The organism is Streptococcus sp. 27098_8_70 (assembly GCF_041432215.1).
Classification (GTDB): Bacteria; Bacillota; Bacilli; order Lactobacillales; family Streptococcaceae; genus Streptococcus; species Streptococcus oralis_CP.
Genome location: NZ_JAPVZD010000001.1, coordinates 502,528 through 514,802 on the forward strand (window position 1 = coordinate 502,528; position 12,275 = coordinate 514,802).

At 44.1% G+C, this 12,275-nt stretch carries 14 protein-coding genes and 1 pseudogene; 1 reads left to right on the forward strand and 14 read right to left on the reverse strand.

Going from position 1 to position 12,275, the window contains the following annotated elements:
- Nucleotides 1–6 precede the first annotated feature (6 nt).
- From cvfB to O3655_RS02465, 14 genes are all read right to left on the reverse strand, one after another.
- A complete protein-coding gene (cvfB, locus tag O3655_RS02400; RefSeq protein WP_001095464.1) occupies nucleotides 7–861 on the reverse strand; it encodes an RNA-binding virulence regulatory protein CvfB in 855 nt (284 codons plus the stop codon).
- A gap of 59 nt (nucleotides 862–920) precedes the next feature.
- Nucleotides 921–1,478, reverse strand: a complete 558-nt coding sequence (gene frr, locus O3655_RS02405) for a ribosome recycling factor (RefSeq protein WP_001262235.1) — start codon at nucleotides 1,476–1,478, stop codon at nucleotides 921–923.
- A gap of 7 nt (nucleotides 1,479–1,485) precedes the next feature.
- The gene (gene pyrH / locus O3655_RS02410) at nucleotides 1,486–2,223 is read right to left on the reverse strand and encodes a UMP kinase (RefSeq protein WP_000002996.1); all 738 of its coding nucleotides are present in this window, start codon (nucleotides 2,221–2,223) and stop codon (nucleotides 1,486–1,488) included.
- An 83-nt stretch (nucleotides 2,224–2,306) separates the two neighbouring features.
- Nucleotides 2,307–3,641 carry a methylenetetrahydrofolate--tRNA-(uracil(54)-C(5))-methyltransferase (FADH(2)-oxidizing) TrmFO gene (trmFO, locus tag O3655_RS02415; protein WP_371641143.1) on the reverse strand — a complete coding sequence of 445 codons (1,335 nt, stop codon included), beginning with the start codon at nucleotides 3,639–3,641 and terminating at the stop codon, nucleotides 2,307–2,309.
- Nucleotides 3,642–3,774: 133 nt separating this feature from the next.
- A complete protein-coding gene (gene rsmI / locus O3655_RS02420; RefSeq protein ID WP_339293626.1) occupies nucleotides 3,775–4,653 on the reverse strand; it encodes a 16S rRNA (cytidine(1402)-2'-O)-methyltransferase in 879 nt (292 codons plus the stop codon).
- Between the two features lie 2 nt (nucleotides 4,654–4,655).
- Entirely contained in the window at nucleotides 4,656–4,973 is a 318-nt protein-coding gene (gene yabA / locus O3655_RS02425) for a DNA replication initiation control protein YabA (protein ID WP_000358229.1), read from the reverse strand.
- A gap of 39 nt (nucleotides 4,974–5,012) precedes the next feature.
- Nucleotides 5,013–5,903, reverse strand: coding sequence for a DNA polymerase III subunit delta' (locus O3655_RS02430; RefSeq protein ID WP_265531051.1), 891 nt, complete (start codon nucleotides 5,901–5,903; stop codon nucleotides 5,013–5,015).
- A complete protein-coding gene (gene tmk / locus O3655_RS02435) occupies nucleotides 5,900–6,538 on the reverse strand; it encodes a dTMP kinase (protein ID WP_070568849.1) in 639 nt (212 codons plus the stop codon). The genes O3655_RS02430 and tmk overlap by 4 nt, the downstream gene beginning before the upstream one ends.
- Nucleotides 6,539–6,658: 120 nt before the next feature.
- Nucleotides 6,659–7,456 carry a pyrroline-5-carboxylate reductase gene (proC, locus tag O3655_RS02440; protein ID WP_308697068.1) on the reverse strand — a complete coding sequence of 266 codons (798 nt, stop codon included), beginning with the start codon at nucleotides 7,454–7,456 and terminating at the stop codon, nucleotides 6,659–6,661.
- Nucleotides 7,457–7,459: 3 nt separating this feature from the next.
- On the reverse strand, nucleotides 7,460–8,722 hold the full coding sequence (locus O3655_RS02445; protein ID WP_049478046.1) for a glutamate-5-semialdehyde dehydrogenase: 1,263 nt from the start codon (nucleotides 8,720–8,722) through the stop codon (nucleotides 7,460–7,462).
- 9 nt (nucleotides 8,723–8,731) lie between these two features.
- Nucleotides 8,732–9,841, reverse strand: a complete 1,110-nt coding sequence (gene proB, locus O3655_RS02450) for a glutamate 5-kinase (RefSeq protein WP_000875730.1) — start codon at nucleotides 9,839–9,841, stop codon at nucleotides 8,732–8,734.
- A gap of 101 nt (nucleotides 9,842–9,942) precedes the next feature.
- Entirely contained in the window at nucleotides 9,943–10,842 is a 900-nt protein-coding gene (locus O3655_RS02455) for an RluA family pseudouridine synthase (protein WP_049478045.1), read from the reverse strand.
- Nucleotides 10,826–11,293 carry a signal peptidase II gene (lspA, locus tag O3655_RS02460; RefSeq protein ID WP_000745683.1) on the reverse strand — a complete coding sequence of 156 codons (468 nt, stop codon included), beginning with the start codon at nucleotides 11,291–11,293 and terminating at the stop codon, nucleotides 10,826–10,828. The genes O3655_RS02455 and lspA overlap by 17 nt, the downstream gene beginning before the upstream one ends.
- Nucleotides 11,290–12,198, reverse strand: a complete 909-nt coding sequence (locus tag O3655_RS02465; protein WP_001025717.1) for a LysR family transcriptional regulator — start codon at nucleotides 12,196–12,198, stop codon at nucleotides 11,290–11,292. Before O3655_RS02465 ends, lspA begins: the two co-directional genes overlap by 4 nt.
- Between O3655_RS02465 and O3655_RS02470 the strand changes: the two are divergent.
- Nucleotides 12,191–12,262 (forward strand): annotated as a pseudogene (locus O3655_RS02470) (AraC family transcriptional regulator); the annotation flags it as partial. The gene O3655_RS02465 and the pseudogene O3655_RS02470 sit on opposite strands and share 8 nt — an antisense overlap.
- Between the last annotated feature and the right edge of the window lie 13 nt (nucleotides 12,263–12,275).

The following is a 12,275-nucleotide window of genomic DNA, read 5'->3' on the forward strand; positions in this document are numbered from 1 at the left end:
GCCTCCCTAAATCAGCTCTGTCCCAAACTGGTCTTGCTTGATTTTGCCAGCCTTCATCAAGCCACCGAGTGCTTTCTTGAACTGACCTTTAGAGATACCAAAGGTTGCCTTGATATCGTCAGGAGATGACTTATCATTCAAGGTCATGAAACCGCCATTGCTTTCCAAGTAGGTCAAAATCATCTGGGCATCATTTTCCAACATTTCAAAAGAACGTGGTTTGAGGGAGAGGTTAAGAGTACGGTCCACTTCACGGAAACCGATGACACGCGCATCTAACACTTGCCCCAAACGTGGCTCTGCGTAGCGTTCACTTGGGTGAATGAAACCAAGCATGTTATTCTCTGGTAGGTAAACAAATGTTCCTGACAGCTTGAGACGGTAAACAATGGCTGGCCAGTTTTGGTTCTGCATGTTGTTGTAAGCAGGACGAGCCAGACGTTGGAAGTCTTCCTGATACGCCAAAAGTCCCCAGATTCGGTCTTTCTTGTCCACTTCAAGACGGATGTAAAGTTTATCACCTTTCTTAGGCCAGAGTTCCTTGAGCTCAGGGAGGATATCGAGTGACACAACGATTTCCTTATCAGGTAGACCGGTATCGACAAAGACACCCAAGTCCTTTCGAACTTCTGTTACGGTTCCCCAGCCAAATTGGTCCTGAGTCGCAGTAACTTCTTGAGTGGTCAAGCGGAGTTTTTGCTTCATATCCGTGTAGGCAAAACCTTTGACCGTATCCCCTACTGTATGTTGACCTTCTTCTTTAGCAAGAGCATAGGTCTGACCATCCTTTTGCACAAAGTAAAAACGGTCATTTTCATCGATGATGAGTCCAACGATAAAACTTGCAAGATTTGTATTCATATTTCCTTCTTTCGAATAAAACTCAGCCAGCAATGCCAACTGAGTTTTTCTGTTTATTTTTAGACTTCCAAGATTTCTTTTTCTTTATTGGCAGTCATGTCGTCGATGTGTTTCACAGCATCGTCTGTTACTTTTTGAATATCTTTTTCAAGAGTCTTCAATTCGTCTTCAGTGATTTCTTTTGCTTTTTCTTGTTTCTTAGCTTCATCCATAGCATCACGACGGATATTGCGGACAGCCACTTTAGCATTTTCACCGACCTTCTTCACTTCTTTGGCAAGGTCACGACGAGTTTCTTCTGTAAGAGCTGGGATAACCAAGCGGATCACAGAACCGTCATTAGCTGGTGTAATACCAAGATCAGAAGCGTTCAAGGCACGTTCGATGTCTTTCAATGAAGACTTGTCAAATGGTGTTACCAACAAGACACGCGCTTCTGGAATAGTAATTGAAGCGATTTGGTTAAGAGGAGTTTCAACTCCATAGTATTCTACGTGGATACGGTCTAGCAAGCTTGCGTTGGCACGACCGGCACGGATACCTCCAAATTCACGAGCAAGTGATTGGTGAGACTGGGTCATTCTCTCTTTAGCTTTTTCTACAATTGCGTTAGCCATAATTTTCTTATTCCTTTTCTTCGATATTGTTTGAAACTGTTGTTCCGATATTTTCACCAAATACGACACGTTTGATGTTGCCTGGTTGGTTCATGTTAAAGACAACCAAGTCAATGTCGTTGTCCATAGAGAGGGTTGAAGCTGTTGAATCCATGATACGAAGACCTTTGTTGATAACGTCACGGTGGGTCAATTCTTCAAATTTAACAGCTGTCTTGTCTTTCTTAGGATCGGCATTGTAAACACCATCTACGCCATTTTTAGCCATAAGAATGGCATCCGCTTCGATTTCAGCTGCACGAAGGGCTGCTGTTGTATCTGTTGAGAAGTAAGGTGAACCAATTCCAGCACCAAAGATAACAATACGGCCTTTTTCAAGGTGACGAAGGGCACGTCCACGTACATAAGGTTCTGCCACTTGTTGCATGGCAATGGCTGTTTGTACACGCGTATCGACACCAACTTGTTGCAATGAATCTGCCATCACAAGAGCATTCATCACGGTCCCAAGCATTCCAGTGTAATCTGCCTGAACACGGTCCATTCCTGCTTCTGCAGCAGGTTCCCCACGCCAGAGATTTCCTCCACCAATAACAAGGGCAATTTCGATACCTAAGCTATGAACTTCTTGAATCTCTTTTGCGATTGTTTGAACTGTTTGGATATCAATCCCTACGCCACGTTCACCGGCAAGGGCTTCACCTGATAACTTGATTAAAATACGTTTATACTTGGGATTCGCCATTTTTACTCTCCTTTTTTTATCCTACCTATTTTATCACAATTTCTAAGATTTTTATAGTATCATGAGCAATTCTTTGAAAAAAATTAGACTGTTAAAAATTCCTCTAAGTCGGTAAGAGCACGCTCTGCAATTTTTTCATAACGAGCCTTCTTATCACGGATACGCTCGCCATCCAATTCCTTGATAATCCCAAAATTGACATTCATGGGCTGGAAATGCTTGCTGTCCGCATGAGTGATGTAATGAGCTAGACTTCCAATCGCTGTGGTCTCTGGGAAGATAGCTTCACTTTCACCCTTAAAGAGACGAGCTGCGTTAATACCTGCAACCAAGCCTGAAGCTGCTGACTCAACATAGCCTTCTACACCCGTCATTTGACCAGCAAAGAAAAGGTTTGGCTGTTTCTTAGAACGATAGGTCTGCTCCAGAAGATTTGGTGAATCCATGTAAGAATTGCGGTGCATGACCCCATAGCGAACAAACTCCGCATTTTCAAGACCTGGAATCATTTGGAAGACACGCTTTTGTTCTCCCCATTTGAGGTGGGTCTGGAAACCGACGATATTGTAGAGGCTACCAGCCGCATTATCCTGACGAAGCTGGACAACTGCATACGGTGTTTTGAACTCCCCGTCACGAGGGCCTGTATAATCGTCTGGATACTCCAAACCGACTGGCTTCATCGGACCATAAAGCATGGTTTTAATGCCACGCTTAGCCATGACTTCGATAGGCATACAACCTTCAAAGTACTTTTCTTTTTCAAACGAATTGAGCGGGGCTTCTTCCGCATTGATCAATGCTTCATGGAAATCCATAAATTCTTGCTTGGTCATAGGGGCATTGAGGTAGGCTGCTTCTCCCTTGTCATAACGAGACTTGAGATAGACCTTGCTCATATCGATGGTATTGACATCGATAATCGGCGCCGCCGCATCGTAGAAATAGAAACCATCACCGTCATTAAGGGCATGAATCTTTTCAGCTAGGGCATCGCTGGTTAAAGGACCAGTAGCGACAACTGTAATAACATCAGTCGGCAATTCTGTAATTTCATCACGAACCACTTCAATCAAGGGGTGATTAGCCACTTTTTCAGTCACCATTTGAGAGAAACCATCACGGTCCACCGCAAGGGCTCCACCAGCAGGAACACGTGTAGCTTCAGCAGATTCCAAGATAACAGAACCCAAGCGACGCATTTCTTCCTTGAGAAGCCCAACTGCATTGGTCAAAGCATCCCCACGTAAGGAATTGGAACAAACCAATTCAGCAAAATTGTCTGTTTTGTGCTGTGGTGTTGACTTGATCCCACGCATTTCATAGAGTTTAACTGGAATACCACGTTCTGCGATTTGGTAAGCTGCTTCAGAACCTGCCAAACCTGCTCCGATAACATTGATATAAGATTGAGACACGACACTAATACCTCTTTGGGTGGAACCTAAGTTCATATCAAAACAAGTTACTAGACTATTTGACACCCACAAATCTTTCTAATTTTTCTTCTACTAGTATAACAAAAAAAGGGAAGAAGGCAAACTTCCCTGTTTAGTCATTTTCTTGATTTTCTTCCCATTCGTGATAGGCAGCGTAGAGTTGGCTTTTATTCCACTGGTAGAGTTTCGCAACTTCCTTAATGGCTTGATTTTTCTTCATGCCTTGTTGGATGCGTGCTTGGATATCTGAAAACAAGTCCTCCTCGTCCTTTTCCTCCACATCCTGACTGGCACCTTCAACGATGAGAAGGCATTCACCCTTGAGTGGCGTTTCAGCAATACTTTCTAGTAGCTCTGAAATCTTTCCTCGTTGGTATTCTTCATAGATTTTGGTCAATTCCCTGACCAAGACTACCGAGCGGTCACCGTAAACTACTAGCATATTTTCTAACGTATCCGCTACACGGTGGGGTGATTCATAGAAAATCTGAGTTTCTGGATAGGCTTTTTTGGCTTGAAAAAATTGCTTTTGCTGGCCTGATTTTCTCGGTAAGAAACCGTAAAAGATATGTGGCTGTGGTGCTAAACCGCTGGCAATCAAGGCAGAAATCCCTGCAGAAGCACCTGGAACGGTAACAACTGCGATTTCTTCCTCAATAGCTGCCTTGACCAAATCATGACCAGGGTCCGAGATACTAGGCAGACCCGCATCGGATACCTGAGCGATACTTTGTCCCGCTTTCAAGAAACCAATCAAATCAGGAATTTTTTCCTTGGCATTGTGCTCGTGAAAACTGATCTGCTTGGTGGAAATGTCAAAATGCTTGAGTAAAAGGCCCGTGTTACGGGTGTCCTCAGCCGCAATCCAGTCCACTTCTTTCAAGGTCTGAATGGCACGAAAGGTCATGTCATCTAGATTGCCAATCGGCGTTGCTACTAGGTAAAGCTTGCCATAGGGAGATTGTCCCTTAAAACTTTTTTGAATCTGCATGCCTACTCCCTGTATAACAACTCGTCACAGAACATACACTCCTCGTCCTGCTCCCGGCGTTGTCCATAAAAATCATTACATACGTGAAAACCGTCTTTATAGATCCGACGGACGCTTTCACGAACATGCTTAGCCTTGACGGGAGTATCTGCTTCCACCTCGCCCAAGCGTTCGCGCAACTTACTATTTTCCAATCGAAGAGCTGTATTTTCCTCTACCAGGCTCTTGAGATTTTTCTTGATGGCTTCCACATCGGCCAAGGTCACCAGTAATTGTTGGGAAAAATCATCCAGCGCGTCAAATAATTCTTTTTTGTCCATAAACCAGCCCTTTCCTTTCTATATCGTTCATTTTTGAGTTTATATTTCTTTCAAGACCAGATATTCCATGGCATTTTGAAAGCTAACATTGGCTTGCCACATTTTTCTGGCTTCTAGCAAATCTTGTAAAATCTGTCGAATCCTTGCTTGCAAGAGATCCTGCCCACAGAGCACTTCGAGGATTCGCAAAACCTGATCTTGTTTTTCCTTGTCATCTGCCAAGCTGGCTAATTTAGCAACTTGGAGATAACTTTCTTTTTTCTTAGCTAATAACCAGGTCAGCAAGCGTTCACTCTCATCCACCAAGGTCCAAAAACTAGCCTGATTGACCAACTTTTCAGCTTCAGCACGCGATTGACTAAACTGAGCTAAAAGAGTTGCTTTTTTCTTGACCAGACCTGCTTGTTCTAATTGATGGATGAGCTTTTCTTCTTGCTTTTTAAAATGGAAAATCTGGGTCCGACTTCGGATAGTTGGCAAGATTTTTTCCTCATCGCTGGTCAAGAAGAAAATATAAACTTCACTCTGGGGTTCTTCGATGACCTTGAGCAGAGAATTAGCTGCGTTTGGATGCATTTTCTCAGCTTGCTCGATAATAAAAATCTGTTGTTGGCTTTCAATCCCTGCTTGAGAAAATTGTCCCACCAATTCACGAATACGTTCTGTCTTGATGACCTGATTGACTGGCTTAATCAAGGTAACATCTGGAAACTCTTCCTGTTCAATCAGCTTGCAGTTTCGGCATTTCTCACATGGTAAAACGCCTACTTTATCCGTACAAAAGAGGCTCTTAGCCAAAAACTGCGCCATTTCCAAGCTTCCAAAGAAACCTGAAAAGAGATAGGCGTGATTGAGCTGGTCTTGTTCTAGGATACGGACAAAGCGGTCAAACTGGTCTGGCTGCCAAGCCTTTAATTCTTCTTGTTTCATTTAGCCAAGCCCATTCTATCAAACAAGACAGCCTTGGTAGTTTCCACAACTTGTTCCAAAGGGAGACTAGCATCAATCTTGACAATGCGATTTCCTTCTTTGTCCAGAAGAGAAAGGTAGCCTTGACGGACTTTTTTATGCAAGTCCAACCCTTCCAAGTCCAAACGATTGACCTCCCGGTCACTATTAGCAGCAATGCGAGCCAGTCCCTCTTCCACCTCAATGTCAAAATAAAGTGTCAAATCGGGTTTGAGGCCATCTGTAGCAAAATGATTGAGCCAGTCAATGGCTTCAATGTCCAAGCCACGACCAAATCCCTGATAAGCAACAGAACTATCGATGAAGCGGTCCATAATGACCAACTTGCCAGCTTCAAGGGCTGGAAGAACTTTTTCCACCAAATGCTGTCTGCGACTGGCGATATAGAGAAGGAGTTCTGTCTTAGCATCCATCTGAGTATGACTTGGATCTAAAATCACTTCCCGAATCTTCTCCCCAATCAAGACTCCGCCTGGCTCACGGGTCGTCAGCACCTCTACTCCGTTTTCCTCTAAAATTGGGAGTAGAGCCTCTAAAACACTGGTCTTGCCTGCTCCCTCTGGTCCCTCAAGAGAGACTAAAAATCCTTTTGACATGTCTAACTCATTTCTTTTTTTCTACCTTCTATTCTATCAAAAAAATAGGTTTTTGTGACAATCTTTTTGTGTCTTCTCCATTCAATCGACCATAAAAGAGGCTGGGAGTCATCCAACCTCTTATTTACCTAGTTCTTGTGTTCGTTTGTAGGCTTGCTGAACTGCGTCCATGACGGTACCTCTAAAGGCATGTTCTTCCAGACTTGCTACACCAGCGATAGTCGAACCACCTGGACTGCAAACTTGGTCTTTCAAAACTCCAGGATGTTGCTGACTTTCGAGGACCATTTGTCCAGCGCCGACTACTGTTTGGGCTGCCATTTTCAAGGCCCTTTCTCGTGGCAATCCTGTCTGTACACCCGCATCTGCCAAAGCCTCGATAAAGAGATAGACAAAAGCTGGTCCACAACCTGCGAGACCTGTCGCCGCATCGATTAAGCCATCTCCCAGCTCAACCAAAAGACCAGCCTTGGCTAAAAGCTGACAAAAGAGCTCCCTGTCCTCAGCAAGACAGTTTGCTGACATGGCATAACTAATCACTCCTTGGCCGATAGCCACTGGTGTATTGGGCATGATGCGAATGATTCGGTGGTGACTCGGTAAAAATTTGGCTAGTTTTTCCAAAGTCAATCCAGCTGCCATGGAAATCAAAAGAAGACTTTCTCTATTTTCAAGGATGGTCTGGTATTGAGAAAGCAAGTCTGAGAACTGAGCAGGCTTAACTCCTAGAAAAATCACATCTGCTTCTGCGAAGATTTCGTCATTGCTGGAAGCCTGACCACCAAAGTTGGCAATGAAAGCATCTACTTTTGCTTGACTACGATTGGCAAGGAGAATCTGAGCACCCGTCTTGGCCTGCACAACAGCCTTGGCCAAACTAGCTCCCATATTCCCCAAACCGATAAATCCAATCTTCATCTCTTACTCCCTTATCTGTCCGTCCCCAGTAACCACATACTTGTAGCTGGTCAACTCTTTCAAGCCCATAGGCCCACGCGCATGCAGTTTCTGAGTAGAAATTCCCATCTCACATCCAAGACCAAATTGCCCACCATCAGTGAAACGCGTTGAGGCATTGACATAAACCGCTGCTGAGTCCACTTGATCTGTAAAGTAGGCTGCAGCCTCAGCATTTTCCGTCACAATGGCATCCGAATGATGGGTACTGTGAGCTTCAATATGCTCAACTGCTTCTTCTAAACTGCTCACAACCTTAATCGCTAGGATATAATCTAAAAACTCAGTGTCAAAGTCTTGTGCCTCAGCTGCTCGACCTGAAACAAACTGACTTGCTTGGCTATCCAAGCGGAATTGAATTGGTTCCAGTCCAGCTTCCTTACGCTCTGCAACCAGAACTTGTTCCAAGCGAGGAAGGAAACTTGCTGCCTTGTCTTCATGAACTAGCAAGACCTCCATGGCATTGCAGACAGAAGGACGACTGGTTTTAGCATTGTTGATGATAGACAGAGCCTTGTCTTCATCTGCATCCTTATCCACATAGACATGGACAATCCCAGTTCCTGTCTCGATAACAGGCACAATGGCATTTTCAACAACAGCATTGATCAAGCCAGCGCCTCCACGAGGAATAAGAAGGTCTAGATAACCCTTGGCCTTCATCATAGCATAGCTACTTTCACGGCTAGTATCTTCCACCAGTTGAATCACCTCTGGATGGATGATCGTCGTCTCCAAGCCCTTCTTTAAGGCTGTGACAATAGCATGAGCTGTTTGGTAGGCGTCCTTACCACTACGAAGAACGACCGCATTGCCACTTTTGAGAGCCAAAGCAGCCGCATCAGACGTCACATTTGGACGGCTTTCATAGATAATACCAATAACCCCCATAGCCACACGTTTTTTGGTGATTACCAAGCCATTTTCAAGATGACTTGTCTCTAGGACCTCACCAATAGGATCTGGTAAAGCAACCACTTCACGAATCCCTCTTGCCATCGCTTCTATACGTCCCTCATCCAAATAAAGACGGTCTAGCATGACATCTGAGATTTTCCCCTTGGCCGCTGCCATATCGAGGGCATTGGCCTCTAAAATCTCCTCAGTAGCTGCCAATAAATAATCAGCCATAGCTAGCAAGGCTTGGTTTTTCACTGCTTCACTGGCAGTATTGATTGATTTCTTAACAGCCTGTACCTGTTCAAATTGTTCTTGTGTACTTACCATCGTTCACCTCTAAAATTCTGTAAAGAGCAGCTGGATTTCAGGAGTGATGGAAATCCAGTCATCACGGTGAATCAAGACTCCCTTAGCTTTTTGAGAACGGAGCATATCTTCTAGGGCTGAGACACCAAATTGGACACGTCCCTTTCCAAGAGATTGACCTGTTTCTTTATCTGCTACTGTTACAATATCGTGGTAAGAGAAGTTTCCTTCCACTTCTACCACACCCGATAAAAGGAGACTTTTCCCGTTTTTTGAAAGTGCCTCTGCAGCTCCACCATCTACCCAAATCGTTCCCTGACTTTGAGCATAGAAGGCCAGCCATTGTTTCTGGGTACGAAGTCCCTTCTCTTGCGCAACAAAGAAGGATCCATCCTTGGTCTCCTCTGCTGCTTCAATCAAGGCATCAGATTTCATGGAAGAGCAGATATAGACTGGCACACCTGACTCCGTCGCAATAGTTGCAGCTTTGATTTTTGTCAACATACCCCCAGTACCGTTTGACGAACCTGCTCCACCAGCCATATCAATAATCTCACGATTGATAGTCTCGATTTTCTCCAAACGTTTGGCTGTTGGATCTGAGTTGGGATTTCCGGTATAGAGACCGTCCACATCCGTCAAGAGAACTAAAAGGTCTGCTTGGACCATCGCCGCTACCTGGGCACTCAGAGTGTCATTATCACCCACCTTGAGCTCATCAATAACGACACTGTCATTCTCGTTGATGATGGGGATTGCACCACGATGAAGCAATACAGACAAGGCCTGGTGGGCATTCTTATAGCGACGCTTATCTACAAAATCATCCTGTGTCAGCAAGATTTGTGCAGAAACGATCTGGCGCATGAGGAGGTTGGTTGTGTATTCCTCCAACAAAAGTCCCTGACCAACTGCAGCCGAGGCCTGTTTATCTGCAATCTTGGTCGGACGTTTTTTAAAACCCAAAGCTCCAAATCCAGCGGCAACTGCCCCAGATGACACTAAAATCAACTCATGTCCAGCTTCATGTAGCATAGCCAATTGCTGGGTAATTGCCTTTACTTTACTCCTTGATAAACTCCCGTCTTCATTTGTCAAGGAGGAAGTCCCTACCTTAAAGACGATTCGTTTGTACTTCATATTCTCACTCCGATTCTTCATATTTATCCATTATAACATGAATACTTTAAAATGGAAAAGACTTGAAATGAAAAAGGTTGAGACAAGGCATCTCAACTCTTTTATCTATTCTCAGTTTTACGCAATCTTTCCAGCGTTTCTTTAAAAATCTCTGGAATATCTGCTGTGAACTCCAAGGTTTCACCTGTTCTCGGATGAGTAAAGCCTAGAGTCTTAGCATGGAGAAATTGCCCATGTCCCTTCAGTGTCTTACGAGGACCATAGACTTCATCACCAGCGACTGGATGGCCAATATAAGCCATATGAACACGGATTTGGTGAGTACGCCCTGTTTCCAGTTGCAACTCTAGCAAACTATAATCTCCAAAGCGTTCCAAGACTTGAAAACGAGTCACTGCTGGCTTCCCTTTAGCAGTCACTGCCTGTTTCTTACGATCTTTTTCACTACGACCAATCGGAGCTTCAATCACACCACGATCATTGGGAAGATTGCCATGAACAATCGCCCAGTATTTGCGAAGAGACTTCTTATCCTTGAGTTCTTGAGCGAGTGCTAAGTGGGCCTCATCATTCTTAGCAATCATAAGGAGGCCAGACGTGTCCTTGTCAATGCGATGAACGATACCCGGTCGGAGAACCCCATTGATACCTGACAAGTCCTTGATATGGTACATGAGGGCATTGACCAAGGTTCCGCTAGTATGACCGGCGCTGGGATGGACCACCATACCCTGAGGTTTGTTAACAACGGCTACATCCTCATCTTGGTAGATGATATCTAGCGGAATATCTTCAGCCACATACTCTAAAACCTCCGGTTCTGGCACATGGTAAGTGACGATATCCCCCTCTTGGACAGTGTATTTGGCTTTCTTGACTTGCCCATTCACCAAGACTTGTCCAGCCTTGATTTGTTCATTCGCGAGACTGCGTGACAATTCTGTCAGATCTGACAGAGCCTTGTCTAGACGTTGCCCACCAGTTTCAATTTTTATTTCCATTTACTTCCTCTTTTAGCATTGCAATCAATAAAACAATGACACCGACTGTCAAATAGCTGTCAGCAACATTGAAAATCGCAAAATTGATAAAGTCTAGGTGAAACATATCCACCACAAAACCTTGACTCATTCTGTCGATAAAGTTGCCCAGACCTCCCGCTATTATCAGGGTCAGTCCAAAAACTAACCAGAGAGAGTCCTCCATGTGTTTATGTAAATACCAAATGGCACCCACCATGACGACCAGTGTAATGACAGCAAATAACCACTGCTGATCTTGCAGCATGGAGAAGGCTGCTCCTCTATTTTGCAGGTAGGTCAAACTAACGAGATTGGGGATCCACGAACGCACTTCACCCAGTGGAATCTGCTGGACAACATAATTTTTGACCAACTGATCCAGCCCAATCAAAAGCAGTACAATGACTGCTACTATTCCTCTTTTTTTCATGATTTCCTCTTTTGATCAAAATATTCTTGCATGACTTCTACGAAAAGAGTCCCAGCTTGGCTAAGCTCCACTTCTTCCCGTTTGACATAGACCATGCGATTATCTAGATTATCCTTGAGACGAATGACTGTGATTCCATTGACACTGTCACTATCTAAAAATCCTGAACCTGTCGCATAGGCATCCGTTCGCTCCAAAATACCATTCAAAGTAGCACGGTCGGTCACATTGAACATCTGTGAGCTCGCGCTGGTGTCGACAAAGTTCTCTGAATAGTATAGATACTCATCCTTTTCCTGAGTAAAACGAACTGTTGGTAAATCTGCTAAATCCTCCATGACCAATTCCTCTTTCTGGGCTAAAGGATGCCCTTCACGAAGATAAATGTGAGTCTGGAAAGGAATTAGTTCAATAACTTCTAAACCAAGCTTTTCAACCCGTTGCATGATGCCCTTTTTATTTTGGTTGTTGAGGTAGATAATCCCAATCTCACTGTGTCCTTGGGCTACTTCGTCTAATATTTGAACTGTGGTAGACTCAAAAATACGAAAGTTCTTGTAGTCAGGATAACGCTCTGAAAAGGCCGTAATCGTTGGTGGCAAAAAGTCATAGTGCTGGCTGGCAATGGAAAATTCATCCTTTTCTTCCTCAGGATTGGCATACTGATTTTGAAAAACATCAAAGCCTTTGACCAATTCTTGCGCTTTCTCATAAAATTCCATTCCACGACGAGTCAAAAATGTTCCCGAACTCGTCCGACGGAAAATCTTAAAACCCAGCTCTTTTTCCAAATCGCGAACAGAAATAGACAGACTCGGCTGACTAACATACATCTTTTCAGCAGCTTCACGGAAAGTACCACTATTGGCAATAGCCACAACATAGCGTAATTGTTGAATGTTCATCTTTTACCCCCAACTTCTCTATCTGTTCATTATACCATATTTTAGAAGTTTTCCACCTAGGAAAAATAATGTCGCTC